Genomic DNA, 25,264 nt, shown 5'->3' with positions numbered 1-25,264 from the left:
GAGGAACCATGTCACGCATTGCCATTGCTTCGATCGCGGCGCTGCTGACCGTCGGCTACGCCCACGCGGCCGAGCCGATCACGCTGCGAGACATGGGCTCGTTCCATGTCGGTGGCCGTCTTGTCGAAATCTCGGGCAAGCCGGTGAGGGAGGTCGTGTTCGCGCCCGGCGGAGTGCCGGCCAAGGTTGATCCCAACGGCACGTATCAGGTCGAGCAGATGTATGTTCAGTATTTCCTGCCGGCAAACGAGAAGGGTGCCTATCCTTTGCTGATGTGGCATGGCGGCGGACTGACCGGCGTCACCTACGAGACCACGCCTGACGGACGCGAAGGCTGGCTGAATTATTTTCTACGCATGGGGTGGGGGGTCTATAACTCCGACGCAGTAGAGCGCGGACGCGCGGGCTGGGCGCAATATCCCGATATCTTCAAAGGCGAGCCGGTCTTCCTGACCACGGCCAACCCGTTCGAGCGTTTCCGCATCGGCGATGGGCCGAACTCGTACGATCCCGATCCCGCCAAGCGAAAATTGTTGCCGGGCAACCAGTTCCCCGTCGAGGGTTACGAGAATTTCGTCAAGCAGAACGTACCGCGCTGGACCACGACCGACGATGCGACCATCGCCGCCTATATCGCTGAGATCGATCGCGTCGGCCCCTCGGTGCTTCTGTTCCACAGCCAGGCCGGCACCTTCGGCTTCAAGGTCGCGCAAGCCCGCCCTGACAAGGTCAAGGCGCTGATTGCGATCGAGCCGGCCGGCATCGGCGATCCCGCCAAAGCGGATGTGCTGAAGAACGTCCCGACCCTCATCATCTACGGCGACTATATCGAGCGCGATTCGCGCTGGCCCAAGATCCGCGCCAACGGCATCGCCTTTGCGGACGCCATCAAGGCGGCCGGCGGCAGCGTCGACATCATCGATCTCCCGCAGACAGGCATCAAGGGCAATTCGCATATGGTGATGATGGACAAGAACAATCTCGAGGTCGCGGCCCTGATCCAGAAATGGCTCGAGGGCAAAGGCCTGACGAAGTAAAGCCATGCACGGAAGCAGAATTTTGGATGAAGGCGACCGCCTGATGACGGTCTGCAATTCCTGCCGTTACTGCGAAGGCCTTTGCGCGGTTTTTCCCGCCATGGAGATGCGCCGCGCCTTCTCCGACGGCGACCTCAATTATCTCGCCAATCTCTGCCATGGCTGCGGCGCCTGCTACGTCGACTGCCAGTTCTCGCCGCCGCACGAATTCAACGTCAACGTCCCGCAGACGCTGGCGATCGCGCGCGCGGAATCCTATGCGACCTATGCCTGGCCGCAGGCGCTGTCCGGTGCCTTCGCCCGCAATGGTCTCGTCATCAGCATCGTCGCCGCGCTCAGCATGGCCGCCTTCATACTCGGCTTCGCTGCCCTAAACGACCGCAGCGTGCTGTTTGGCGTGCACACTGGCCCCGGCGCGTTCTACAAGTTGATGCCGCACAACGCGATGGCAGCGTTGTTCAGCGCCGCCTTCCTTTATGCGATTTTCGCGCTGGTGATGAGCGTGCGTGCCTTCTGGCGGGATATCGGCCCGCCGATCGGCGGCCGTGCGGACGGCGGCTCGATCTTTCAGGCGATGCGCGACGCTGGTGAGCTGCGCTACCTCCATGGTGGCGGCGTCGGCTGCTACAATGAGGATGACAAGCCGACCGACCGGCGCAAGCTTTTCCATCACCTGACCTTCTACGGCTTCCTGCTCTGCTTCGCCGCGACCTCGGCCGCAACGCTGTATCACTATCTGCTCGGCCGCGAGGCGCCGTATCCGTGGTGGGATCTGCCGGTGGTTCTCGGCACGCTCGGCGGCATCGGCCTGATCATCGGGCCGATCGGCCTGTTCGTCGCCAAGATGCGGCGTGATCCGGCGCTGCTCGACGAGCAGCGCTACGGCATGGATGTCGGCTTCATCGCCATGCTGTTCCTGACCGGGTTCACCGGCATGCTGCTTCTGATTCTGCGGGAGACTGCCGCCATGGGACCGCTGCTGGCACTCCATTTAGGTGCAGTGTTCGCGCTGTTCATCACCATGCCCTACGGCAAGTTCGTGCACGGCATCTATCGCTTCGCGGCGCTGGTGCGTTATGCGCAGGAGCGACGCGGAGAAGCCGGTTCTTGAGATTCAGGCGGCGCGGAAGCGGCCGATCGGGGCACCGCGCCTCGCCTGATTGAGGCGCCTCGTGCATCTCTCTTATGCCACCTCGCGCTCTGGTCCAGACGCCTGCTCGCGGGCCATCGTCGTTGCCGTGACGTAGTCGGTCTTGCCGGTCCCGAGCAGTGGCACCTTGTCGACCACCATGATCGCAGCGGGAACGGTCAGCTCGGACGCGCCGATCGCCTTGGCGTGGCCTTGCATGGCGCTGCGCTCGGCGTTCTTCTCCGTCGTCAGCAACACGATGCGCTCGCCCTTTCGCTGGTCCGGGATCGACACGGCGACTGAACCGGCCTGCGGCCACAGCGTTGTCGCGATGTTCTCGACCGCCGACAGCGAGACCATTTCGCCGGCGATCTTGGCAAAGCGCTTGGCGCGACCCTTGATGGTGATGAAGCCGGCCGGGTCGATCGCCACGATGTCGCCGGTGTCGTGCCAGCCGTCGGCGAGCGGCTCGAGCACGCCGGGATTTTCGGCCCGCAAGTATCCGAGCATTACGTTGGGTCCGCGCACCGACAGGCGTCCGCCTTCCTCGATGCCGGGGACCGGGTCGAGGCGGCTTTCCATCAGCGGCGACAGGCGGCCGACCGTGCCTGGACGATTGGCCATCGGCGTGTTCATCGCCAGCACCGGTGCCGTCTCGGTGACGCCATAGCCTTCGAGGATGCGGATGCCGTAACGCTCCATGAAGACCTGCCGGGTGCGATCCTTGACCGCCTCCGCGCCGGCGATCACCAGGCGCAAGGTGCGGAAGTCGTAGGCATGGGCCGAGCGTGCATAGCCCGTGAGGAATGTGTCGGTGCCGAACAGGATCGTGGCTCCGGTCTGGTAGATCAGCTCGGGCACGATCCGGTAGTGCAGCGGCGAGGGGTACATGTAGATCGGAATGCCCGCGAGCAGCGGCATCATCATTCCACCGGTCAGCCCGAAGGAGTGGAACACCGGCAGCACGTTGAACACCTTATCATTGGCGTTGGCATCGACCCGCGCCAGCGCCTGTGCGGCGTTCGCAAGGATATTGCGGTGGGACAGCACAACGCCCTTGGGCGTGCCTTCCGAGCCCGACGTGAACAGCACGACCGCCGGATCGCTCGCCTGGCGGGCGACGCGGGGCGCGGTGCCGGCGAGCAGGCCCTTGATCTTGTCGGCCGTGCCGATCGAAGCACGGACGTCCTCGAGGTAGACCACGCGAACTTCCGCGGAGATCGCCGCCATCAGCTTGTCGAGCTTGCCCTTCTCGATGAAAGCTTTCGACGTCAGCACGGTTTTGACCTGCGCGGCTTTCATGGCGGCAAGCACGTTGACCGGGCCCGCCGAGAAGTTGAGCATTGCCGGCACCCGGCCGATGTTTTGCAGCGCCATGAAGACGACGGCGACGCCAGCGGAATTCGGCAGCAGCACACCGACATTCTCACCGATAGCGGTGCCGTTCTCCAGCTTCCGGCTCAAGACCTGCGCGCCCAGGATCAGCTTGCGATAGGTCAGCTTGGTACCGAGCGCGTCCTCGACGATGACCTTGCCGGTGTCGCGGTCGCGATAGGCGTGTCCGAGCGCCTCGAACAGGGTGTGATCGAGCATGGCGTTCTTCACCATGGCGTCGATCATCACGTCCTGAAGTGCTGCGCCCGCGGCGTTGCGGCGCGCCTTGCCCTTGAGCGACGGATCGACCGGAAGCTTGACTGGCGGCAGGATGGTGACGGTCACCCGCGGAAACCACGAGCGCTTGATCTGGCTGCCGTTGAGATAGCTGAGATGCGAGCGCTGGGCGCCTTCGATGCGGACCGGGACGACGACTGCGTCGGCCTTGTCCGCGATCATCGCGGTGCCGTCATAGACCTTCATCAGCGAGCCGGAAACAGTGATGCGTCCTTCCGGGAAAATCACCACCGGCTCTCCGGCGGCGACGAGCTTGATGAGGTCGCGCGCCGCCAGCGGCTTGGTGGGGTCCATGGTGTAGTGCTTGACCACCCGCAGGAACGGCTTGGCCCACCAGGCCTTGGCGATGCCGGTATCAACCGCGAAGCTCGCGTCGATCGGGAGCACGGCGTGCAGGAGCGGGCCGTCGATCAGGCTGACATGATTGGGCGCGATCAGCATGCGCGTGCCAGCAGGCGGCAGGTTCTCCCGCCCGCGGACCTCGGTGCGGAACAGCGCGCGGAACAGCAGCCCGCCAAAGTCGCGCACGCCTTCCTTGCCCCACTTGGTCAGCACGAACCAGACTGCGCCGAAGCTGATGACGCCGAGGCCAAAGAAGATCCAGCCGATGTGCAATCCGCCGGCCTGCAACAGCGCGACGAACAGCGAGCCGGCCACCATGAAGGCGGCCTGCAGCACGTTGCCGGCGGCGATAATGCGGGCGCGCTCGGAGGGGGCGGACCAGGCCTGGACGGCGGCGAAGGACGGCACGACGAACAGCCCGCCGCCGAATGCGAAGGCAACGAAATCGACCAGCATGCGCAATCCCGCGAACGAGGTTGCGAAGTCGCCCGCTGTGATGTCCTGCCCCTTGGTGGTCACGCCGATCGCCCAAGCGAGGTCGAGGCCGGCAAACCCCATCATGATGGCGCCGATCGGCACCAGCGCGAGGTTCGGGCGAACGTGGCTCAGATTCGCGGCGAACAGCGAGCCGATGGCAATGCCGATTGCGAAGATCGCGAGACACAACGTCACCACGCCCTCGGTGCCACCGATGACTTCCTTGACCAGCGCCGGTAGCAGCGAGAGCACGATGGCGCCCACCAGCCAGAACCAGGACACGATCACGGTGCCGTCCCACAGCCGGTGATCGGCGTGCAACGTCTTCAACAGGCCGAGCGTCGAGGTCCAGGGATTTCGATTGACCGGCAGATCGGGTGCGGACGGCGTCGTCGCTGGTATGCGGGAGGCGAAGGCCCAGGACAGCAGGGCCAGCACGACCACGACCGATGCGACCCAGCCCATATGCGCGGAGCCGGCCACGAACTGGCCACCGGCAACGGTGCCGAGCAGGATGGCCATGAAGGTCGCGCCTTCGACCAGCGCGTTGCCGGTCGCGAGCTCGCCGAGCTCGAGCTGGTCCGGCAGCATCGCGTATTTCACGGGTCCGAACAGCGCGGCGATGACGCCGAACAGTGCGAGCGCTGCGAACAGCAGCGGCACCGAGTGCAGGAAGAAGCCGGCCGCGGCAAAGCCCGCGGCAAAGATCTCGGCGAATTTGAGCCGCCTTGCGACGACGGATTTGACGTATTTGTCGGCGAGCTGGCCGCCGAGCCCGGACAGGATGAAATAGGGGAAGATGAACACCGCGCCCGCGACCGTCACCAGCGCATCACCGTGGCCGGTCGCGGCAGTGTAAAGCAGGATGATGACGAGTGCGTTCTTGAGCACGTTGTCGTTCAGCGCCGAGAAGAATTGCGCCCAGAACAGCGGCGCGAAGCGGCGTGACGACATCAAATCCCTGATCATGACTAGTCCTGTTTTGGAAACGCTGTCTGAGGTTGTTTCATTGTCGGATGGGCGTCGGGACCCGAGGAGATGCGACGGGCATTTGCGGGTTGACGAACGATCGCCCCGGCCTGCTCTGCGCCTTTACCTTCCGATCCTGTTGGTCTCCGCGTGGCGACGTTTGGTTCGCAAATGGCTGGTCGCGGCTCTATCACGCCCCGGCAAGGAGGCGTGCGCGCCTCAGGTAAGGTGGGCAAGGCGGCGAAAGGGCGAGAGGCGGCCGAGCAGGCTAATGCGGCGGCCCTCATGACGGGCGCGGTCGCGGTTGGCCCGCCACATCGGGAAGGTCACGCGGCGCTCGGTCAGGACGCCGGCAATGTCGCAGGCATTTGCAATGCGATCGATCGGCCCCGTCGCGAACCGCAGGAAGGCGCGGCCAAATCCGGTCACGAGAGCTGTGGCGTCATCGACGAAGGTGGAGGCGATATCAACAGCGAGGGTTTGCATTTTGCAGATCTCCAGGTTAATTTGAACATTGTTCAAATGAGTACCTTGAAAATGAACAATGTTCAAGACGAATCGTTGCGAGACCGAAAAAAATCTCGCCGGCGGCAGCAGATCGTGGAGATCGCTCGCAGCATTATCGCGACTAAGGGGCTGAAATCGTTGAAAGTCCGGGATGTTGCGGACGCCGCAGGCTGCTCGGTTGGGAGCGTCTACAACGAGTTCGGCGACTTCGACGGGGTGATCCTGACCGTGAATCGGGAGACCGTTAAGGAGCTGACGGTGCGGCTGGGCCAGGTTCCCGCCGAGGATCCCGTTCGCCAGCTCTACGGGCTGGCCGCGACCTACCTCGAATTTTTTGCGGAGCACGCCAATCTGCTGCGCTCGCTGTTCGAACATCGGATGGAGGACGACCGCCCTTACCCCGATGACATCCTTCAGATGGTGATGGACGCCTTCGCGCTGATGCATCCACCCCTGGTGCGGCTGCTTCCGAATGCAGACGACGTGCAGATCGCGCTGCTGTCACGCACCCTGTTTTCCGCCGTGCACGGGATCATCTCGCTCGGCCTCGAAGAACGCATGGTAGCCGTGCCGCCGCAGATGCTGCGCCAGCAGGTCGATCAGTTTCTGGATGCGCATCTCGCAGGGCTCGGGATTGTGCCAGTACGATAAAGTGTGGAGCGCTGCTACGCGCTGGCGGCCTTGCGGTGCCGCGAGGTGACGACGACGACGTCCGTCGTCCCGTTGTCGACCTGAACACGGTTGCGTCCGTTCTCCTTGGCGCGATAGCAGGCGGCATCCGCGCGCCGCATCGCGTCCTCGAGCGTGGTGTTGCCGTCGGTGATGCAGGCAACGCCGATGCTGGCGGTCACTGCAAAGCAACGATCGTCCCACGCGAAGACGGATAGCTCGAGCGACCGGCGCAGCCGTTCGGCGATATCCACGGCGTCGTACGGCGTGCTTTGTGGAAGGATTAGGCCGAATTCGTCACCGCCAAGCCGGGCCACCAGGTCATGCGGCCGTCGTTCCTGTTGCAGGAGACGCGAGATCTGGCAGAGCAGGCGGTCGCCGGCGAGATGACCGCAGCTGTCGTTGACGTCCTTGAATTGGTCGAGATCGAGCAGGACCAGGCCCAGCGAACCCGCCGCGGTGTCGTCCAACTCGCTTTGCAGGCGGGCCTCGAACGCGCGCCGGTTGGACAAGCCGGTCAGCCAGTCGTGCGACGCCTGCCAGACTAGGCGCTCCTTCTCGGCATGCAGGGCATCCTCAAACGCCTGTCGTTGCAGCACCAATCGCCGCGTGTGCCAGATCAGGAGCAGGATCAGCGTCATGGCTGTGACGATATTGACGCCAGTCAGCGTCATCTTGATGGCGCGCGAGCCTTCGCCGAGAACGGTGGAGAACCGCTTGGCGTGCACCGTGAACTGAGTGTTGAGCTCCGAAAGCCGCGACGACAATAATTGCAGGCGGTTGCCGTCCTGAACCGGTCCGCTCTTCAACTCTGACCGGATGACCTCGCCGAAAACGCTCAGCTCCAGCAGCATGGGGTCGGTGGCAGCCCACTCGCTGATCGCTTCCTTGAGAAAGCTGACCTGTTTGAAGTAGCGAAACAGCCAGATCAGTCCCGGCACGTCATCGGGATGGTTGCCGCCTTGCAGGAAGCCGATGCGGGCGGCCTCGACGTCGACCGGATCGCGCTCGAGCGCCCAGCGCGCGAACTCGTCGCCGATGGGAACGGCCAGCGAGGTCTGATATTGCGCAAACTGGCTGGCGTCGCCCGAATGCAGATAGAGATTGAGGAAATAGACGGCGTTCTTCTGCGAGCGCGACCACAACGCTTCGCCCGCGACATAGGCGCGGACCGAGGACATCACCTCCAGGCTGAATCCGGCGATCGCCGCCTGCAGCAGAACGACCGTGACGAAAGGCGAAACGAGCTTGATGACATGAAGGAAGCTTCGTCCCTTCGTTGACGGCGCTGTTCTGCGAAACACTTTGCGTTCCCCAAGTCGCTCAACGACCCCAGCGGAGCGATCCGCTCATAACGCGGATTACGCGCGAAAGGTGCTTAACTCGACTTGAAAATGCCAGGAGACTGCGTCGCAGGGTGAAGGCGTTGTGAAGTGGATGCTTGCAGATCGTCGCAAATGCCGTCGAACCGGAACTGACGCGGCATCGGCGAGCCGATGTCGCGCATTTGCCCCAGATGGTTTACTTGATGGAGAGAGATTGCTCTGGCGCTAGACCAGCACCGGCTTGCGCACGCGGCCGGCGTCGCCGAAGACGCGCAAATAGCGCTCGATCTCCGAAGGCAGGCCGGTCGCCTTCTCGGGATTGTCGGAAAGCTTGACGGCCGGACGTCCGTCGACCGACGACACCTTGCAGACCAGCGAGATCGGATCGAGGTTGAACGAGCCGTCCGGCGTGCAGCCGACGAAATCATTGGTGAGATTGGTGCCCCAGCCGAAGGAGAGCCGCACCCGGCCGGCGAAGTGGTGGTAGGTCTCCTCGATCGAGCCCACATCCATAGCGTCGGAGAACACCAGCAGCTTGTCCCTGGGATTGCGGCCCTTCTGCTCCCACCATTTCATGATCTCCTCGCCGGCCTGGATCGGCGGCGCGCTGTCGGGGCGGAAGCCGGTCCAGTCGGCAACCCATTCCGGCGCATCGCGCAGGAAAGCCTTGGTGCCAAAAGCGTCGGGCAGCGCAATCAGGAGGTTGCCGCCATAGGTCTGGCGCCACTGGTCGAGGATGCGATAGGGCGCCCAGCGCAATTCCTCGTCGTCCTTGGCCAGCGCAGCCGCGACCATCGGCAGTTCATGGGCGTTGGTGCCGATGGCTTCGAGATCATTGTCCATCGCGAGTAGCACGTTGGAGGTGCCGATGAAGGACGGGCCCAGGCCTTCCTTCACGGCCTCCACGCACCAGCGCTGCCAGAGGAAGCCATGGCGGCGACGAGTGCCGAAGTCGGAGAGCCGCAAGCCATCCAGCTTGCGCAGGCGTTCCACCTTGGTCCACAGCTTGGCCTTGGCGCGGGCATAGAGCACGTCGAGCTCGAAGCGGCCGCAGCCCTTCATCGCCGCCCGCGAGCGCAATTCGTTGAGGATGGCGAGCGCAGGAATTTCCCACATCGTGGTATGGCTCCACGGTCCGTGGAAGTGCAGCTCGTACTGGCCTTCGACCTTGCGCAGCTCGTATTCGGGCAGCCGGAATTCGGCGAGCCAGCGGATGAAGTCCGCCGAGAACATGTGGGTCTTGCCGTAGAAAGTGTTACCGGCAAGCCAGATCAGCTCTTTCTTGGTGAAGCGGATGGTGCGGGCGTGGTCGAGCTGGGCGCGCAGCTCGCCCTCGTCGATGATTTCGGCGAGCCGGACATGGCGCGATCGGTTGATGACCGAGAATGTCACCTGCTGATTCGGGTAAGATTCCCGAATCATTTGCAACATCAATAGCTTGTAGAAGTCGGTATCAAGCAGGCTGCGGATGATGGGATCCAGCCGCCAGCTGTGATTGTAGGTCCGGCTCGCAATGTCGGTCACTGTCATGGGGGAATTCTAGCGTGGCGGCCCCGGCGCAACCAGTGGGTTTGACGGGGATCAGGTTTTCGCGGGGACGGGGTGCGAGGCCGTTGCCGCCACGGTCTCGAGCTGGCTTCTGATCCAGCGATGCGCCGGGTCCTTCTGATATCGCTGGTGCCAGACCATGAACATCGGCAGCTCGGCCAGGGTTCGTGTGCGCGAGGCCAGCGGAATCCGCACACGCGCGAAGCCGTGCATCACGCCGGGCGCCAGCAGGCTCGGCATGCTGGCCAGCATCTGCGAGCCACGCAGGAAGGACGGCACGCCGGAGAAGCTCGGCACGGAGATCGCGATGTCGCGGTGGAAGCCGTTGGCTGCAAGCCGGCGATCGAAGTCGAGCCGCTCATTGTCAGTGTAGACCACCGTGACGTGACGCGCCGCGAGATAGGCGCCGCGCGTAGCCGGCGCCGCGCGCGCTTTGGGGTCGTAGTAACAAACGTAATGGTCTTGCAGCAGGCGCTTCTGCACGATGTCCACGCCGGATGGCGGCAGCGGCGTGATCAGCAGATCGCAGCGGTTTTCGCGCAGCATCGCCGGCGAGGGCGACTGCGAGGGGATCACGCGCAGGTTCAGGCTCGTCACTTGCGCTGCGACATGATCGAAGAACCGCGGCAGCAGCAGGTCGCGCTGGAAGTCATTGGCGGCGATTGTCAGCGAAAGCTGCGCGCTCGCCGGCTCGAACGTGACGCCGCCGGCAAAGCTGCGCATCTCGTCGATCAGCGCTCGCGCCTTTGCCGCGAGCGCCTGGGCGTGCGCCGTAGCGACAATGCCGCGGCCGGATTTGGCAAACAGCGGATCGCCGACGATCCGCCGCAGCTTGTTCAGGGCGTGGCTGACCGCGGATTGCGTCAGGCCGAGCCGCGTTGCGGCCGCCGTCACCGAACCTTCTTCCAGCACGGCCAGGAACAGCTCAAGCGCGTGGCCATCGAGCGCCAAATGATCGATTTTATTCATGGAATGCATTATAATCGATCTATTTATCTTGAGAATAGCCGGCGCCATCACCCCCCGATAAGCCGTGCGCCCCAACGGGAGCGCCAGAGGGAGAGACAACGCCGATGCATGCCCAGGCGCCAGCCTTGCGGGAATCCCGCCCCAACCGTCCCGAGCCGTTCACGCCGCCGCTCGGTGACGGCGGCTTCTTCCAGCGCGACCGTTCCATGCATCCGCCGGCGCACGCGCCGGGCTACAAATCCTCGGTGCTGCGCTCGCCGCGCCAGCCGTTGCTGTCGCTTGAGAACTCGGTCTCGGAGATCACGGGGCCGGTGTTCGGGCACAACGATCTCGGCCCGCTCGACAATGATTTGATCCGCAACTACGCCAAGGACGGCGATCCCGTCGGCGAACGCATCATCGTCCACGGCCGCGTGCTGGATGAGACCGGCCGCGGCGTGCCGAACACGCTGGTCGAGTTCTGGCAAGCCAATGCCGGCGGCCGCTACCGGCACAAGAGGGACACGTATCTGGCGCCGATCGATCCGAATTTCGGCGGTTGCGGCCGCGCGCTGACCGACGACAGCGGCTACTATTATTTCCGCACCGTGAAGCCGGGACCCTATCCCTGGCGCAACTACGTCAACAGCTGGCGTCCCGCTCACATCCACTTCTCGGTGTTCGGCTCGGGCTTTGCACAGCGTCTGATCACCGAGATGTACTTTGAGGGCGATCCCCTGATCCCGGTCTGCCCAATCCTGACGACGATCCCGGACAAGGATGCGCTGGAGCGCCTCATCGCGCCGCTCGACCTCAACGCATCGACCCCGTTCGACTCGCTCGCCTACCGCTTCGACATCGTCTTGCGCGGCCAGCGCTCCACTTACTTTGAAAATCGCACCGCAGGGAACTAGGTCCATGCCGCAGCCGCTCAACTACCTCAAGGAAACCGCCTCGCAGACCGCTGGGCCCTACGTCCATATCGGCCTGATCCCGGCGATGGCCGGCTTCGACATCTTCGAGAAGAACTTTTCCAACGTGCTGGTGACGCCGAACACGCAAGGCGAACGCATCACGCTGGAGGGCAAGGTGTTCGACGGCAGCGGCACGCCGCTGCGTGACGTGCTGTTGGAGATCTGGCAGGCGAACGCGGCCGGCCGCTACAACCATCCGGCCGATCGGTCGACCGGCGCGCTCGACGAGGAATTTCGTGGCTGGGGCCGCGCCGGCTCCGACTTCGAGAGCGGGCTGGTGACGTTCGAGACCATCAAGCCCGGGGCCATCACCGACAAGGCGGGCCGCAAATGCGCGCCTTACGTCAACATCTGGATCGTCGCGCGTGGCATCAATATCGGGCTCAACACCCGGCTGTATTTCTCCGATGAAGAGACTGCGAACGCCGCCGACCCCGTGCTCAGCCTGATCGAGCAGCCGGTGCGACGTTCGACGTTGATCGCAAAGCGCAGCGAGCGTGGCGCCAAGATCGTGTATGCTTTCACGATCAATTTGCAGGGGCCGGAGGAGACGATGTTCTTCGACGTCTGAGAGCCGCCGCCCGAAGGTTCACTCCACCTGGTCACTGCGATCGATCACTACGCGCGCGTGGAATTGCGGTGACTGACGCATCTCGCGCGATCCCGGCCTATTGGCCGGATCGCGCCCCACTTTTGGTTTCAGTTCTGCCAAATCGATGAATATGTCCGCCTGTCGGCGCAGCTCGTCAGCGACCATGGCCGGCTGAGTGGAGAGTGTGGAGACGACCGTCACGCGGACACCGAGGCGTTGCAGGGCTTCCACCAGCGAACGAAAATTCCCATCGCCCGAGAACAACACGATCTGATCGACGTGCTCGGCGAGCTCCATCGCATTTACGGCGAGGTCGACATCCATGCTGCCCTTCACCTTGCGGCGGCCGGTGATGGCGTCGACGAATTCCTTCGTGAGTTTCGTGACGACGGTGTATCCGTTATAGTCGAGCCAATCGATCAGCGGACGGATTGACGAATACTCCTGATCCTCGACGACGGTCGTGTAGTAGAAGGCCCGCAACAGCGCACCTCGGCTTTGGAATTCGCCGAGCAGTCGCCTGTAGTCGATGTCGAAGCCGAGCGCCTTGGAGGTGGCATGGAGATTGGAGCCATCGATAAAGAGTGCGATCTTCTCAATCGAAGACATTATGCACAAATCTCCAGTTGTACGCGAAAGGTGGCCGGTCCAACCGCCGGGGGCGGTGTGTCGGCCGGAAAAACATTGAAGGCACCGATGGCTTGCCGAAAAAGAAGCGCAGACGACCGGACAGGGGCGGCCGTCTTGCGCCCAGGTTAGGGAGGATACAATGCCACCGGCGCCAGGGCGCCGAATGCAGCCAGGCTAAGGCGCGCGCATTCCCTACTCAATTGTACTGAGGTAAAGGGCGCCTATCCAAAGGATAGGGCCCCATATACGAAGGTTAAGTGGCAGCGCTGGCAACAAGGGCCATTGCGGTTCCCAGCGTGGCCTTCGACCACAGGCGCGGCTGATCGATCGGCCGGTGTGTCAGCCTTCATCGCCATGAAGCTGGGCACGAAAGGCCCGCGGTGACACGCCCGTGGCGGCGGCGTAGACCCGGCTGAAATAGGCGGGGTCCTCGAAGCCAAGCGCATAGGCGATCGTCGAGACCGGTAAATTGGTGTAGACGAGGTTGCGCCGCGCCTCGCGGATCAGCCGGTTGAGGATCAGGTGCGAGGCGGTGTCGCCGGTTGCTGCCCGGGTCACACGGTTGAGATGGGTCGGCGTGATCGACAGCGCGCTCGCATAGTCCGCAACGCTCCAGCGTTCCAGATGATGCTGTTCCAGCAGCGCCTCGAAGCGGCGGAATAGTCCGCTTTCAGCCGTGCCGTTGCCACCGCTCTCGCCGGTGAGCGCGCGGGCCACCAGCCCGATCATGGCCGCCGAAAGTGCACGCAGCACATGCGCTCGGCCGAAATCGCGCGCGGCGTGTTCGGCAAAGATCTGCTTCATGGTGGTCCGAATCTGCGGCGTGCCGCGTATCACGGCCGAGCGCGACAAGGCACCTCGCAGCCCTTCGGAGGCGAGCAGCGCTTCGTCCAATATTTCCGCGGCGATGGTCAGCACCCAGCCCTGGGTATCAGGCACGAAACGGAAGCCGTGGACGTGGCCGACGGGCACGTTGACGATTTGCATCGGCTTCAGCTGCACCACGCGCCCGTCGAGCGTCGCTTCGCCGCCGCCGCGCTCGATCAGCAGCACCTGGTGCAGCCGGGCATGGCGGTGCACGGCGAGCGTCCAATCGTGCAGCACCGAGCGCGACGCTATCGTCTCGCAATGCACGACATCGGGCAGATCACCGGATTCGCCGAACAAATTGTAGACCCGGATTGCCGGGGCGGGGGCTGGGTTTCTCATGTTCGAATAGTACAAGACAAAGACGAAAGCCTCCATCCGTCAGCGGCGCTGAATCTGCAAGAAAGTGCCGAGGAGGACGCAAAAATGAAAGTCCAGGTCTGTATCATCGGCGGCGGGCCGTCCGGGCTGCTGTTGTCCCAGCTCCTGCACCTCAAGGGCATCGACACGGTCGTGCTGGAAAAGTACAGCCGCGACCACGTGCTTGCCCGGATCCGTGCCGGCGTGCTCGAGCACGGCTTCGCCAGGCTGATGCGCGAGGCACAGTGCGGCGAGCGGATGGACCGCGAGGGCGAGATCCACAAGGGATTCGAGATCGCCCATGACGGGGTGCTCTCCCAGATCGACCTCCACAAGCATTCCGGCGGCAATTCGGTGCTGGTCTACGGCCAGACCGAGCTGACGCGCGACCTCTACGAGGCGCGCGACCGCCTTGGCGGCAACGTCGTGCACAATGCCGAGGACGTGACGCCGCATGACCTGACCTCGGACCAGCCGTACGTGACCTATCGTTCGAATGCCGAAACCGTCCGAGTCGATTGCGACTATATCGTCGGCGCTGACGGCTTTCACGGCGTCAGCAGGAAGTCGATCCCGAAGGACGTGCTGCGGGAATACGAGAAGATCTATCCGTTCGGTTGGCTCGGCGTGCTGTCGCGCACGAAACCGGTGTCGCCGGAGCTGATCTATGTGAAGCACGAGCGCGGCTTCGCGCTGTGTTCCTTGCGGTCGCAAGTGCTGAGCCGCTATTACGTCCAGGTGCCGCTCACCGACAAGGTGGAGGACTGGAGCGACGATGCGTTCTGGGCCGAGCTGAAGCGCCGTTTGCCGCACGAGGTCGGCGACCGCCTGATCACGGGGTCGTCCATCGAGAAGAGCATCGCGCCGTTGCGCAGCTTCGTCGCCGAGCCGATGAGCTACGGCCGCCTGTTTCTCGCCGGCGATGCCGCCCACATCGTGCCGCCGACCGGCGCGCGCGGGCTGAACAGCGCCGGCTCCGACATCTATTATCTCTACCACGCCATGCTCGCGCATTATCAGAACGGCGATGATTCCGGGCTCCAGGGCTATTCCGCCAAGGCGCTGGCGCGGATCTGGAAGGCGCAACGCTTTTCGTGGTGGATGACGATGCTGCTGCATCGCTTCCCCGACCGTTCCGAGTATGAAGAGAGGCTTCAGCAGACGGAGCTGGAGTATCTGCTGTCGTCCGAGACGGCGCAGCGTCTGCTGGCGGAGAATTACGTGGGGTTGCCGTTCTAGCGGGGAGTGGACCCGAAAAGCGGTGGGACGCTGCGCTACTTTCCTTCTAGGATGTTCACCGGCGTCCAATCCGACCCCGGTGGATTTGTAGCGAGCGCAGTCGCGCGCTTGCCAAAAAGCGCTGACGCCGGATCCATTTCCGCCATTCGCCCGAACGCATCAGCCGCCTTCGCAAACTCCCTTGCCCGCCAGCACGCCAGCCCTTCCGCATACGCGGCGGCAACCTTCGTCTGCCCGGCACTCTCCGTGCCCTTCTCCGCGAGGGGCTCGAACACCTTGATCGCCTCGCCGCGTCCTATCACTTTGATGGCGTCGAGCTCGCGCCAGGTGAAAGTATTGCCTGTCTGCGCGACAGTCATTTCTGAAGCCATGATTGCGGTGCCATAATATTTGTTGGCGCCTTCGAGCCGCGAGGCGACGTTCACGGTGTCGCTCATCACGGTGTAGTTGAAGCGGCGGCGGGAGCCGATATTGCCGACGACAGCCTCGCCGCTGTTGAGCCCGATGCGGTGCGACAGGCCGCGGCCGGCGAAAGCGGCGCTGCCGGCGTTGAGCTCCGCCAGTTTTGCGTGACATTTCAGCGCGGCATGGACGGCGTGGCGCGCATGCGCGGGATCGTCGGCGGGCGCGCCGAACATGGCGACAATGGAATCGCCGATATATTTGTCGACATAGCCGCCATGGCTCTCGATGATGTCGGTCATGGCCGACAGATATTCGTTCATCAGCGTCACCAGTTCGCCCGGCGTCATCGTCTCGGCGATGGAGGAGAAGCCACTCAGGTCGGAGAAGAACATGGTGACGTTGCGCATTTCGCCGCCGAGCGCCGGCATCTTGCCGGAGGCAACCATGGTGTCGATCACTTCGGGGGCGAGATAGAACGCAAAGCTCCTGCGCAGGAAACGCTCGTCGCGATCGGCCAGCACGAAACGGTAGCCGATCATCATCGCGAGCGCGGCAAGGCTTGCGAGTGCCGGCTCCGTCAGCGGCAGCGCCAAGGCATGGACGAATGCACCGACAGCCACAGCGGCGTATACCGCGGTGAGGCCGAACCATGCGATCAGTGCGCCACCCGGTGCGAGCACGCAGGCCGCGCAGGCCACGATCGCTGCGAACACGATGGTGAGAATGCTCCGCAGTGGAAAGCCGAGCTCGGTCACCGCATCGCGTTCGATCAGATTTCGCACCGCGTTGGCATGCACGAAGACACCGGCGATGTCGCTGCGGGCTTTTTGTTCGGTGGTTGCCGGTGCGGGCAGGGCGCATCTTGCGGCCGGCGTTCCGTCATAGCCGCCGGAAAGACGCATCGAGGTGATCTTGCGGTCATCGACATTGAGGATCGTGCCGAGCACCACAATCTTGCCACCGAAGGCGCGGCGGAAGAAGTCGCGGTCGTTCTTCTCGACGCAGGCGTGCAGGTCTGCGAACGAATATGTCGGCACGTCGCGGCCGAGCCCTCGGAAATTGAGCGTTAGCGTGTTCGGCACCGCGCTCGGGATCGTATAGCCGGACAAAGCAGTCACGCCAGAAGGCGCGGTCTGCGGTTTTGCGCCGAGCGCGCGGGTGGCGAGTTCGACGGCCATTGCGGAAGCTGGCATGTCGCCGACAGGAAAACTCAGCGGCATTCGCCGGATTACATGGTCGGTGTCGGTATAGACGTTGAGGCCGCGGACGTTATTCCCCACAGCCAATTGCTGTGCGCGGTCCGGATGATCGCTGCTGAGGACCTCGCCCAGCACCAGCTTGCCGTCACTAGAGAGTTTCCGCAAGGCGATGAGATAGTCTCGGTCGAATCCCTTCAGTCGCGCGCCAAGCGGCGCATCGCCAAAGGGAATCTCCGACCGCTCGATCGAGCTCGGAAAGATGACATCGAAACCGATCACCTTGGCGCCGCCGTCGGCAATGCTGCCGAGCACCCGGGCGATCTCGCGCGTCCAGGTCAGCGTCGGCGACCCCTGGAACGGCGGAGTGTCGTAGGTCTCGCCGTCGATGGCCACGACGACGACCGGTGATGTCGCGGGATCGCGGTGGTCGCCGACGAGCTTGCCGCGCAGTGCCGTGAGGACGTCGAGCGACAGGCCCTGCAGCGTCTGGAACGGCGGAGACGTGACGACGGCGCCTGCAAGAAGCGCAATCAGGATCGCTGCAACGATGTCCCGTCTGCCGATCCGCCGCATCGCCCCGTCGCTAGCTGCCTATTCGAGCCGCAGCAGGCGTCCCACGATCGGCGTCGGCGACGACGTGGCGCTGGGATCGACCTGGAAGGCGTAACGCTTGGTGCCGAGGATGGCGAGATAGCTGCCGCCCGGCGTCAGCGACTTCCCGGCCTTGGCGAAGTCATAGAACTTGCCTCCGACCATGGTCTCGCTCTTGAGCGGCACGCTGATCGTGGGCTCCTTGCCATCGGTGCGCTCGATCACCAGGGTGCTGCCGCTCTTGGCCTGCACCAACGGCGCGACACCGTAGAGCGTCGGCAGCTTGGCCGGAGCGCTGCCCTTGGCGTCCGACCGCATGGTGCGGAAGGTCGTCGCGGCACTCTGGTTCGCCTCGCGCTCCGACAGTTTTGCCGCGTTGGTATCGCAGGGGACCTTTTCCCGCTTGACCTCGCCGAGTTGCACGGTGCTCTGCTCGGTGCCGACCATGACGACGCCTTCGCTGATGGTCTCGCGCTGGCACGATTTGAGATAGCTGAGCGTAATGGTTGCCTTGGGCCCCAGCTTGATGATCTTGCCCGGCACCACATAATCCATGAACGCGACACCGTCGACCTTGCCTTGCACGTCCTCGACGATGGCGGTCGGGCTCTCCGCCAAAGCCGGAGCAGCAAGACAGCATGTGCCGACAACAGCGCCGATCAGGCTTTTCATGGCAATTCTCATCCAATTCGACCAATATTTGCCGGTCCCCATCCAGGCCCGATGCTTAGCAGCGAAACGCCCAGGCAAGTGTGACCGGAATCACTCTTTGATATTGGTGCACTCTATCAGGAAGAGGTTCAAGCCGGCGACCCGAGAAGACAGTGCGCCGGCAAGCTGGATGGATAATTTCAATCGGCTGGGACGGCCTCAACCGGGTGGCTCTCCATATCTATGATGGGCGCGAACGTAGCCTCGGTCTTCTGATACGGCGTCGCCTGCTGACCGGCGGCGATCTCGACCACTTCCTCCCGCGTGACAGGCTAGCTGTCACGAGCTGGCTGGAGTTGATAGCGGTTATATGCGTGCTGCAAACGAGGTCGGCACGCCGATCGTTTTTAGCGCGGTATGCAACGAGGTCCAGCTCCAGCTTTCTTGCCCGCCGCACGGGAAGCATGCGCCCGCGTCGCTGCGCCTCGGCGTCAAATTGACGAGTTGATTTTGCAGGGCGTTAACCGTGGCGGAATGCTCCCCGCGCGGGTCATTGTCGCGCCCCAGAGTTGGTTGCAAATACGTTGGAGTTTTACGGTGGATGTTTTCATGCTGAGAGACGGCAAATATGCGGCCTGGTTCAGGACCCCGCGCGGTCAGGGCACGGGCGTCGTGCATCTGGCGGAGGGACGAATCTCCGGCAGCGACAGCTTCTTCACTTATGGAGGCTCTTACCGAATTGACGAGCAGCGCTTCACGGCGGTTCTGACCACGCGGCGTCATGCCGAGGGGCCGCCGACCGTGTTCGGGCTCGACGAGGTCGAGGTCAAGCTCGCGGGCGTGTGCAGCGGTGCGATGGCGACCTGTTCCGGAACGGCCGAGCAGGCCCCCGATGTGACCTTCGAGGCGACGCTCATCTACAGCCAGGACGAGGTGCCGGCCGTTGACGCCCGAGGTGCGGTCGTGAAGCTCAACGCCGACAAGCTGCCCAAGGGGCTCGACGGCCGTTCGCGATCGCGCCATCCGTTTGCGCCGGGATCGCTCGGCTCAGAACGGAATAGACCATAAGGCCACGTCTTATCCCGCCTGATCAACTTCGAGGATGTTGTCAGGGCTGCTTAAGCGGATGAGCCCTCTGGTGCCAGGCCCAGGCGGTGCGGATTACAGTCGGCAGATCCGAATATCGCGGCACGAAATTCAGCACTTTTCGCGCTGCGGAGGGATCGGCGACCAGATAGGTGGGATCGCCGGCGCGGCGCGGTTTGACGGTGTGGGGCACCTCGCGCCCGGTCTCCTGCCTGATGGCGGTCAGGATCTCCCGTACCGAAAAGCCGGAGCCGGTGCCTAGATTGAAGCTGCCGCCGGCATGCCCTTGTTCCAGCAGCTTCAGCGCCGCGACATGCGCTGCGGCGAGGTCGGTGACGTGGATGTAGTCGCGGATCGCGGTGCCATCGGGCGTGTCGTAGTCCTGACCGAACACGGCAAAATCGACATGGCCCTGTAATGCCATCATGGCGCGCGGAATGAGATGGGTTTCATTGTCACGCAATTCGCCGATGCCGCCGGCAGGATCGGCGCCGCTGGCATTGAAATAGCGCAGGCAGAACGCGCCGAAGCCGTAAGCGGCGCGGTAATCGGCGAGCATGCGCTCGATCATCCACTTCGATGCGCCATAGGGGTTGATCGGCGCGCAGGGGAAGTCTTCCGGCAGTTCCTTGGAATCGGCATTGCCGTAGACGGCGCCGGTCGAGGAGAACACGATACGATGGCAGCCCGCATTGCGCATCGCCTGCAATAGCGACAGCGTGCCCTGCACATTGTTGATGTAGTACTTTTGCGGGTCGGTCATGGACTCGCCGACGAGACTCGCCGCCGCGAAATGCATGACCGCCGTGATTTTGTGCTCGGCGAAGGCGCGCGCCAGCGTGGCGCCGTCGAGCAGATCGCCTGTTACCAGCGGGCCGGCGACGAAGCCGCGATGACCTGTCGACAGATTGTCATAAACGACGGGCTGATAGCCGGCGGCGGTCAGGGCGCGACAGGCATGCGAGCCGATATAGCCCGCGCCTCCCGTAACGAGGACAGTCGGTCGGTCGGTCATGTCTGCTTACCTCGAGGTGAAATCAACGATCATCCATGCGTCCGCGGCCAGCACCAAATCGGCACCCGGCACGAGCACCGCAAGCGTCAGCCATGCGGGACGTTTGCGGAAGGCGAGGACATGCCGCGTGGCGCCACGGGAGACGACATCAATCAAGGAGAGGGCTTCCGAAGTGACCTGTCCCCAATGCGATTGCCTCAGTTCAATAGTTGATCGATCTGGTGAGCATAGATTGATCTTCGCTGTATGCAACCCACCGGCGGCTCGGCACGATCGTCCTTCTTCGTTTAGCTCGCATTGACCCTATCGCTGCGAAACGGTGGGCGCGCGCATCGCGGCAACCGAAGCTTTAAGAACCAAAATTAAGCTGATGCCGAGTAAAGGAGTGACTGAAACATGGCACAGATCTGGATGACCTATGACGAACTCGCCGAGCTTAGCGGCTGCACGTCTGCCGAGGCACGAATGCGGGCCATCCATTTGTCACTTGACCGCCGCAAAAGCCGCGACGGCGCAACCCGCGTCAAGCTCGATCTGGCGCTGACGGCCAAATATTTCGCCTCTGTCCGGGACGCCGATTTTGATCTGGACGGCGCCATCGAGACGCTCCAGGCCACCCATCGGCAGATGGCAGAACTCCTGACGCCGAACCAGTTCCTGGGCCGGCGCCGCTCGGCTTAGCTCCCGCACGCAATCCATCAGGCTCCGGGTACAAGGAGCCGAGATTCTCGCGATAGTTGTTCCGAATCAGGCATAAATCTCCATCCGGAATTTTCATTGCTGGCCGGGGTTTAACCGCAGCGGGCCGTAGAGCCTGAAGGAGGATGCCATGAGGAACGACAGCGATCGAGGCTACGCGACACTGTTGGCAGCGGCGATGCTGGGTGCGCTGATCATCATGACAGCCGCAACGGCAAATGCAGAGCTCGTGAAGTTGCAGGCCGATTTAAAAGGCAGCAATGAAGTGCCTCCGAACAACTCGCCTGGAACAGGCAAGGCCGAGGCGACCTACGATACGGAGGCGAAAACCCTGACCTACACAGTCAGCTTCGCCGGCTTGACCGGGCCAGCCATGGGGGCACATTTCCATGGCCCCGTGGAGGCCGGCAAGAACGCCGGCATCGTGCTGCCGTTCAAGACGGTCCAAAGCCCGATTCAGGGGAGCGCAACGCTCACCGAAGCTCAGGCTGCGGACCTGCTGGCTGGGAAATGGTATGCCAACATTCATACGGCCGCGAACCCGGGCGGTGAACTACGCGGACAAATGATAAAATAAGGACGGTCACTTCCCGATGCAGACGTGCAGGCCATGCATCTGCTCAGGAGGGCGGCCTCGGTAAGAAGGCCAGGATTGTTTGAGCGAGGAGGACCCCGACGGTCCCGCCTGCTGCCTTTTGCAGCACGTCCAGGAAACCCGGATCACGATCGGGCGTCATTGCTTGCAGGATTTCCAGCCCCATTGCGACCGCCACGACAAGCGAGCATGCGAGGGTGAGCCGACCGGGCAACAGGAAGGACAAGAGAAATCCCAGCAACCCGTAGGCGCTGAAGCGCTCGATCACGACGACCCAATAAGCGTCGTGATGGCCAATAAGCACGGGTCTCCCCGCCAGTCTCGCAAGCGTGGCATAGACGATGAGCGCGAAGCAGACGCCTGCGGCTGCGATAAGGTGGTTGCGGCGCATTGAACGACCATAGCCGGACCGGAGCCAGGCCGCGTTGAAAGATGAGAGTATCGTTAAGGCTGATTGAGCAAGGGGCGCGGCGCGGCGCGTTTGCCGTCCCGGGTTAACGGCTCAATCCTTTCAGGCCACCAACGCCGCGTCGGTCGGCAATTTAGCGTTCTGCGCCAAGCAGCGTGACTCGACCAACTCGTTGAATCGAGGGAAGGGCAGTGGGGCGGAGACCAGATAGCCCTGCCCCTCCTCTACGCCGGATGAAATAAGCGCCCGGACCTGCTCCTCCGTCTCGATGCCTTCCGCGACCACCGTCATTTGGAGGTCCTTCGCAAGTGCGACCAGCATCTCCACGATCGTGGCAGTCGATGCGTCCACGGTGATCGTGTCGACGAAAAATTTGTCGATCTTGATTGTATTGGCGCCCAGGCCCTTGAGCCGGGATAGCCCGCTATGACCGACGCCGACGTCATCGATGGCGACGCGAAACCCGTAGTCCCGCAATTCGCTGACTACGGCTGCGGCGCGTGCGAGGTCGTCGAGCTCGTCGCGCTCGGTCACCTCGATGATGATCTGGCGCGCGGAGACTTGCGCCGCCATGACCGTGCGGCGGAGCGTTTCAATGAAGCCCGCACTCAAGAGATGCTTTGGTACGACGTTGAGGGAGAGCTTAAAATCCTTGTTCGCTTTCAACAGCGGCTGCAGATCCGACAGCGCTGATCGCAGGATCTGCCAGGTCATGACCTGGATGCGGCCGCTGGATTCCGCGAGCGGGATGAAGTTCATCGGAGGCACGACCGATCCGTCTTTGAGGAGCCACCGAGCCAACACCTCGCAGCCTTTGATCCGACCGGTCTTGAGCTCGAAGATGGGCTGGTAGTACGGCTTGAATTCGTTCGCGGCCAGCCCGCGGTCGAGATCGGCGACGGGCCCTTCCATGCGGCGGCTCCGCGCGAAAAGCCCGCCGAAAAGGGCGCCGATTGCAAATGCTACGGCCAGCGTCGGCCAGTAAGCCTCGTTGTTCCACGTCGAGAGGATGCCGCGTTCGAGGCGAATGGTCGCATGGAGTGGGAATCGAGCTGAATTTTTGTCGAGATCGATCGGGGCCTGCAAGGCTTTGTCGGGATCGAGCAGGAATTCGCCAAGTTTCTCGCCGTTGCTCAACGCGAGGATCACTTCGCTGTGGGCGCGCAACTCGGCGGGCATGATGTCGAACAGGCTGGCGTTGACGCCAAGAATGGCGACCAATGCGGCATTGCCGTTGATGTCTTTGAGCACGCCCAGAGCATCGCCGCCGAATTGCTCAACACGGAAGAGCGAAAGGTTCTTGTCGTGCGAGGGAAGCATATCGCGGCGGTCGATCCATCCCTTGTCGAATTCCAGCGTTTCGGAATAGGCCGAACAGATCACCGAGCCATCTGGGTTGACGAGGCGCACATCCTTGATTGCGGAACGTTGGTAGACGTGGAGCCGGATCGCCTGCAGCGTCGCGGGCCCACAATCGGCAAGATCGCGCCGCGCGAGTTCGCCCAGGCTCGCGCCGGCAAAGTCGACCGCAAATTCGGCGCGACGCAGAACCACCTCGGTCAATTCGTCGAGCTGGTGGGCCTGCTGGTACCGAATGAACGAAGTTGCCGCAAAGTGGCCAGCCACGCCGAACGCGGCCGCGCTCGCGAGCACGAACGCCGCAAATACGAAAGTCGGTCGCTGCAATCTCATTCGGCCCGGCGGAACAGAGGGAAGCGTCGGCCGATCCTAATCAGGACGCGCTAAGATAGGGTTTAATGCGCGGGCGAGGCATGTGGAACCGGCCTTTGGGGGTGGGCAGGCGAGGGACCCGTCTGCCCCCGGACCGGGGGACCCTATCGAAAATGCTACTTAACCTTCCGCTCCCAAGTTCTGGCGGCCCATTCGATGGCGGAGCGAAGCGGGTGCGGGATTGTAGGGCGCGATGGAAGCCTGCCGAGGGCTGCCACCATGCTGTGGCCGGGTGGCTCGCAAGCGCAAGACCACGAAGGCGATATTGATAGCCAACCAGACCAGAATGACGGAAATGGCAAGATGGGCCACGGCCAGACCTCGCGATGAAGTTGGAGTCAACGCGAGCGCGCTGGTTCGGTTCCCTGGCGAACCGGGCTAGAGCGCATCTATTTCATGTAGCCGGAGTCGAGCCTTCGGGGCGGACGGCGACCTCACCTTGCCTTGAGGTCCTTGCTCTACTCCGATCAGCAACACGACGCATTCGTTCTTCGTCAGAACCGGCGATCGCGCGCCCGCGGCCATCATGACGTCGTTGGCGGAACGCCGCCGCACGCTCGCTTAGGCCTTTTTTCTCGCCTTCGTTTTCAACGAAAGACCAAGGCGCAGGGCCATGCGCTTGATCGCATCGGGCGATCGTCCGAGCTGTTTCGCCGCCTCCTCCAATGAAGCCGAAGACTTAGCCAACTCCATCAGCCGGCGGTCTTCCTTGAACGACCAGGGCTTGCGCGCCATAACCGAAATCATCCTCTCGTCGCGACAAGGACAAAGCCGCCAAGCGGACCCATGTCGCTCGACGGCTTTGCTTGGGTGGGGCCGAGCTTGGGGGAGCCCGGTGAGACGATGGGATAAGTGATTAGTGAGAATTCGCAACAAACAACGCGGATTAAGCTAACCGCTCAACCTTAACGCGTCTAATCCGGCTTTGTCGCTCCGTACTATCACGGAGGTGTCAATGCTGATCAGCGGCGGCCGTTACCGCGCTTTGAATGGCTGGAAGCCGAATTGTCGGGCGCCGGTTCTGAAGGCTGCATGGACTGCGTGAACCCCGATTAACCTCCGGCCGGATCCAACTTCAATCAGTGAGACGTTTTGTCATTCCCCGGCCCGCGGCTGTCCGGCAACGACCAAACTTCAATCAGCTCCTTGCACAAATTTCGTCATCGCCTGGCAAAACTTTCAGCGGTGCCGATCTTGAAGTCGTCACAACGACAAGATGAAATGCAATGGGAGGAACGCGCCGAAAAAATGGGACGTTCAAATGTTGGCAATTGTGATTTTGGGTTCGATCTTCGCGGGCGGTTTTGCTTGCGGCTATGGTGCGAGGGCGTGGCGCTCACGCAAGCGATCGGCAAGATATCGTCTCTATGCGCCCTATACTCCCGCAACAGGGGCGGGACGAAGTCGGTCGCCCTCCCAATGATGGTATTTCGCGCCTGGCCTGTTTGCCGAGCGATCTCTGTAGCATTATCGAAATAACCATGTGCGGTTAGGTTAACTTGTCGCAATTCTTGAGAGCCTAGCCAATCCCACCTAGAACATCTCGATTCACGGCGGAAGTTTAGCCGCCCCGATTTTTCCGGGGCCCGCGTTAGGGTA

General features: G+C 62.8%; 23 protein-coding genes. 9 read left to right on the top strand and 14 right to left on the bottom strand.

Annotation, left to right across the window (positions count from 1 at the left end; translation table 11 throughout):
• Positions 1-8 precede the first annotated feature (8 nt).
• Positions 9-1,037, top strand: a complete 1,029-nt coding sequence (locus tag IVB50_RS03785) for an esterase (RefSeq protein ID WP_018456146.1) — start codon at positions 9-11, stop codon at positions 1,035-1,037.
• Between the two features lie 4 nt (positions 1,038-1,041).
• Positions 1,042-2,148 (top strand): tricarballylate utilization 4Fe-4S protein TcuB, encoded by a 1,107-nt coding sequence (gene tcuB, locus IVB50_RS03780; protein WP_026233095.1) that lies wholly within the window; start codon positions 1,042-1,044, stop codon positions 2,146-2,148.
• A gap of 72 nt (positions 2,149-2,220) precedes the next feature.
• Here the strand turns inward: tcuB and IVB50_RS03775 are convergent, their stop codons facing one another.
• Together IVB50_RS03775 and IVB50_RS42640 are read right to left on the bottom strand one after the other, a co-directional pair.
• Positions 2,221-5,625 (bottom strand): acyl-[ACP]--phospholipid O-acyltransferase, encoded by a 3,405-nt coding sequence (locus tag IVB50_RS03775; protein WP_085359776.1) that lies wholly within the window; start codon positions 5,623-5,625, stop codon positions 2,221-2,223.
• Between the two features lie 219 nt (positions 5,626-5,844).
• Entirely contained in the window at positions 5,845-6,111 is a 267-nt protein-coding gene (locus IVB50_RS42640; protein ID WP_162496301.1) for a hypothetical protein, read from the bottom strand.
• A gap of 51 nt (positions 6,112-6,162) precedes the next feature.
• On the opposite strand from IVB50_RS42640, the gene IVB50_RS03770 reads away from it, so the two are divergent.
• Entirely contained in the window at positions 6,163-6,783 is a 621-nt protein-coding gene (locus tag IVB50_RS03770) for a TetR/AcrR family transcriptional regulator (protein ID WP_162496297.1), read from the top strand.
• 14 nt (positions 6,784-6,797) lie between these two features.
• On the opposite strand, the gene IVB50_RS03765 is transcribed toward IVB50_RS03770, so the two are convergent.
• The 3 genes from IVB50_RS03765 to IVB50_RS03755 all read right to left on the bottom strand — a co-directional run bounded on the left by IVB50_RS03765 (position 6,798) and on the right by IVB50_RS03755 (position 10,652).
• Positions 6,798-8,105: a GGDEF domain-containing protein gene (locus IVB50_RS03765; RefSeq protein ID WP_085384371.1), complete on the bottom strand. Its 1,308-nt coding sequence runs from the start codon at positions 8,103-8,105 to the stop codon at positions 6,798-6,800.
• A gap of 246 nt (positions 8,106-8,351) precedes the next feature.
• Positions 8,352-9,656 (bottom strand): nicotinate phosphoribosyltransferase, encoded by a 1,305-nt coding sequence (gene pncB, locus IVB50_RS03760; RefSeq protein WP_247294529.1) that lies wholly within the window; start codon positions 9,654-9,656, stop codon positions 8,352-8,354.
• 51 nt (positions 9,657-9,707) lie between these two features.
• A complete protein-coding gene (locus tag IVB50_RS03755) occupies positions 9,708-10,652 on the bottom strand; it encodes a LysR family transcriptional regulator (RefSeq protein WP_247294527.1) in 945 nt (314 codons plus the stop codon).
• 95 nt (positions 10,653-10,747) lie between these two features.
• Between IVB50_RS03755 and pcaH the strand changes: the two genes are divergently transcribed.
• The gene (gene pcaH / locus IVB50_RS03750; protein ID WP_247294525.1) at positions 10,748-11,536 is read left to right on the top strand and encodes a protocatechuate 3,4-dioxygenase subunit beta; all 789 of its coding nucleotides are present in this window, start codon (positions 10,748-10,750) and stop codon (positions 11,534-11,536) included.
• A 4-nt stretch (positions 11,537-11,540) separates the two neighbouring features.
• Positions 11,541-12,167 (top strand): protocatechuate 3,4-dioxygenase subunit alpha, encoded by a 627-nt coding sequence (gene pcaG, locus IVB50_RS03745; RefSeq protein WP_026233093.1) that lies wholly within the window; start codon positions 11,541-11,543, stop codon positions 12,165-12,167.
• An 18-nt stretch (positions 12,168-12,185) separates the two neighbouring features.
• Here the strand turns inward: pcaG and IVB50_RS03740 are convergent, their stop codons facing one another.
• Together IVB50_RS03740 and IVB50_RS03735 are read right to left on the bottom strand one after the other, a co-directional pair.
• Complete coding sequence (locus IVB50_RS03740) at positions 12,186-12,797, bottom strand: NYN domain-containing protein (protein WP_085350038.1); 612 nt, start codon at positions 12,795-12,797, stop codon at positions 12,186-12,188.
• 360 nt (positions 12,798-13,157) lie between these two features.
• On the bottom strand, positions 13,158-14,063 hold the full coding sequence (locus IVB50_RS03735) for a helix-turn-helix domain-containing protein (RefSeq protein WP_085359783.1): 906 nt from the start codon (positions 14,061-14,063) through the stop codon (positions 13,158-13,160).
• Between the two features lie 48 nt (positions 14,064-14,111).
• Between IVB50_RS03735 and pobA the strand changes: the two genes are divergently transcribed.
• Positions 14,112-15,284, top strand: a complete 1,173-nt coding sequence (gene pobA / locus IVB50_RS03730; protein WP_085350037.1) for a 4-hydroxybenzoate 3-monooxygenase — start codon at positions 14,112-14,114, stop codon at positions 15,282-15,284.
• Between the two features lie 35 nt (positions 15,285-15,319).
• Here the strand turns inward: pobA and IVB50_RS03725 are convergent, their stop codons facing one another.
• Both IVB50_RS03725 and IVB50_RS03720 read right to left on the bottom strand, forming a co-directional pair.
• Positions 15,320-17,461 carry an adenylate/guanylate cyclase domain-containing protein gene (locus tag IVB50_RS03725; RefSeq protein ID WP_247294523.1) on the bottom strand — a complete coding sequence of 714 codons (2,142 nt, stop codon included), beginning with the start codon at positions 17,459-17,461 and terminating at the stop codon, positions 15,320-15,322.
• Between the two features lie 18 nt (positions 17,462-17,479).
• A complete protein-coding gene (locus IVB50_RS03720) occupies positions 17,480-18,151 on the bottom strand; it encodes a hypothetical protein (protein WP_085384366.1) in 672 nt (223 codons plus the stop codon).
• 588 nt (positions 18,152-18,739) lie between these two features.
• Between IVB50_RS03720 and IVB50_RS03715 the strand changes: the two genes are divergently transcribed.
• Complete coding sequence (locus tag IVB50_RS03715) at positions 18,740-19,198, top strand: hypothetical protein (RefSeq protein ID WP_018456130.1); 459 nt, start codon at positions 18,740-18,742, stop codon at positions 19,196-19,198.
• 40 nt (positions 19,199-19,238) lie between these two features.
• On the opposite strand, the gene galE is transcribed toward IVB50_RS03715, so the two are convergent.
• Both galE and IVB50_RS03705 read right to left on the bottom strand, forming a co-directional pair.
• Positions 19,239-20,231 carry a UDP-glucose 4-epimerase GalE gene (galE, locus tag IVB50_RS03710; protein ID WP_247294521.1) on the bottom strand — a complete coding sequence of 331 codons (993 nt, stop codon included), beginning with the start codon at positions 20,229-20,231 and terminating at the stop codon, positions 19,239-19,241.
• Positions 20,232-20,237: 6 nt separating this feature from the next.
• Positions 20,238-20,387 (bottom strand): hypothetical protein, encoded by a 150-nt coding sequence (locus IVB50_RS03705; protein ID WP_240543981.1) that lies wholly within the window; start codon positions 20,385-20,387, stop codon positions 20,238-20,240.
• A gap of 240 nt (positions 20,388-20,627) precedes the next feature.
• Between IVB50_RS03705 and IVB50_RS03700 the strand changes: the two genes are divergently transcribed.
• Positions 20,628-20,912, top strand: a complete 285-nt coding sequence (locus tag IVB50_RS03700) for a hypothetical protein (RefSeq protein ID WP_018456127.1) — start codon at positions 20,628-20,630, stop codon at positions 20,910-20,912.
• 196 nt (positions 20,913-21,108) lie between these two features.
• Positions 21,109-21,507: a CHRD domain-containing protein gene (locus IVB50_RS03695; RefSeq protein ID WP_039799634.1), complete on the top strand. Its 399-nt coding sequence runs from the start codon at positions 21,109-21,111 to the stop codon at positions 21,505-21,507.
• 43 nt (positions 21,508-21,550) lie between these two features.
• On the opposite strand, the gene IVB50_RS03690 is transcribed toward IVB50_RS03695, so the two are convergent.
• The 3 genes from IVB50_RS03690 to IVB50_RS03680 all read right to left on the bottom strand — a co-directional run bounded on the left by IVB50_RS03690 (position 21,551) and on the right by IVB50_RS03680 (position 24,400).
• On the bottom strand, positions 21,551-21,916 hold the full coding sequence (locus tag IVB50_RS03690) for a VanZ family protein (RefSeq protein WP_204513754.1): 366 nt from the start codon (positions 21,914-21,916) through the stop codon (positions 21,551-21,553).
• Positions 21,917-22,036: 120 nt separating this feature from the next.
• Positions 22,037-23,587: an EAL domain-containing protein gene (locus IVB50_RS03685; protein WP_247294519.1), complete on the bottom strand. Its 1,551-nt coding sequence runs from the start codon at positions 23,585-23,587 to the stop codon at positions 22,037-22,039.
• Between the two features lie 639 nt (positions 23,588-24,226).
• Complete coding sequence (locus tag IVB50_RS03680; RefSeq protein ID WP_162847250.1) at positions 24,227-24,400, bottom strand: hypothetical protein; 174 nt, start codon at positions 24,398-24,400, stop codon at positions 24,227-24,229.
• Positions 24,401-25,264: the final 864 nt, after the last annotated feature.

The sequence above is a fragment of the Bradyrhizobium sp. 87 genome, from assembly GCF_023073015.1.
GTDB classification, from domain to species: domain Bacteria; phylum Pseudomonadota; class Alphaproteobacteria; order Rhizobiales; family Xanthobacteraceae; genus Bradyrhizobium; species Bradyrhizobium canariense_D.
This window is presented reverse-complemented; position numbering and strand designations above follow the sequence as displayed.

Excerpts from the sequence above, each read along its gene's own strand:
- IVB50_RS03785 (WP_018456146.1), top strand. The coding sequence starts at position 9 with ATGTCACGCATTGCCATTGCTTCGATCGCGGCGCTGCTGACCGTCGGC.
- tcuB (WP_026233095.1), top strand. The coding sequence starts at position 1,042 with ATGCACGGAAGCAGAATTTTGGATGAAGGCGACCGCCTGATGACGGTC.
- IVB50_RS03775 (WP_085359776.1), bottom strand. The coding sequence starts at position 5,625 with ATGATCAGGGATTTGATGTCGTCACGCCGCTTCGCGCCGCTGTTCTGG.
- IVB50_RS42640 (WP_162496301.1), bottom strand. The coding sequence starts at position 6,111 with ATGCAAACCCTCGCTGTTGATATCGCCTCCACCTTCGTCGATGACGCC.
- IVB50_RS03770 (WP_162496297.1), top strand. The coding sequence starts at position 6,163 with ATGAACAATGTTCAAGACGAATCGTTGCGAGACCGAAAAAAATCTCGC.
- pncB (WP_247294529.1), bottom strand. The coding sequence starts at position 9,656 with ATGACAGTGACCGACATTGCGAGCCGGACCTACAATCACAGCTGGCGG.
- IVB50_RS03755 (WP_247294527.1), bottom strand. The coding sequence starts at position 10,652 with ATGCATTCCATGAATAAAATCGATCATTTGGCGCTCGATGGCCACGCG.
- pcaH (WP_247294525.1), top strand. The coding sequence starts at position 10,748 with ATGCATGCCCAGGCGCCAGCCTTGCGGGAATCCCGCCCCAACCGTCCC.
- pcaG (WP_026233093.1), top strand. The coding sequence starts at position 11,541 with ATGCCGCAGCCGCTCAACTACCTCAAGGAAACCGCCTCGCAGACCGCT.
- IVB50_RS03740 (WP_085350038.1), bottom strand. The coding sequence starts at position 12,797 with ATGTCTTCGATTGAGAAGATCGCACTCTTTATCGATGGCTCCAATCTC.
- IVB50_RS03735 (WP_085359783.1), bottom strand. The coding sequence starts at position 14,063 with ATGGAGGCTTTCGTCTTTGTCTTGTACTATTCGAACATGAGAAACCCA.
- pobA (WP_085350037.1), top strand. The coding sequence starts at position 14,112 with ATGAAAGTCCAGGTCTGTATCATCGGCGGCGGGCCGTCCGGGCTGCTG.
- IVB50_RS03725 (WP_247294523.1), bottom strand. The coding sequence starts at position 17,461 with ATGCGGCGGATCGGCAGACGGGACATCGTTGCAGCGATCCTGATTGCG.
- IVB50_RS03720 (WP_085384366.1), bottom strand. The coding sequence starts at position 18,151 with ATGAAAAGCCTGATCGGCGCTGTTGTCGGCACATGCTGTCTTGCTGCT.
- IVB50_RS03715 (WP_018456130.1), top strand. The coding sequence starts at position 18,740 with ATGCTGAGAGACGGCAAATATGCGGCCTGGTTCAGGACCCCGCGCGGT.
- galE (WP_247294521.1), bottom strand. The coding sequence starts at position 20,231 with ATGACCGACCGACCGACTGTCCTCGTTACGGGAGGCGCGGGCTATATC.
- IVB50_RS03700 (WP_018456127.1), top strand. The coding sequence starts at position 20,628 with ATGGCACAGATCTGGATGACCTATGACGAACTCGCCGAGCTTAGCGGC.
- IVB50_RS03695 (WP_039799634.1), top strand. The coding sequence starts at position 21,109 with ATGCTGGGTGCGCTGATCATCATGACAGCCGCAACGGCAAATGCAGAG.
- IVB50_RS03690 (WP_204513754.1), bottom strand. The coding sequence starts at position 21,916 with ATGCGCCGCAACCACCTTATCGCAGCCGCAGGCGTCTGCTTCGCGCTC.
- IVB50_RS03680 (WP_162847250.1), bottom strand. The coding sequence starts at position 24,400 with ATGGCGCGCAAGCCCTGGTCGTTCAAGGAAGACCGCCGGCTGATGGAG.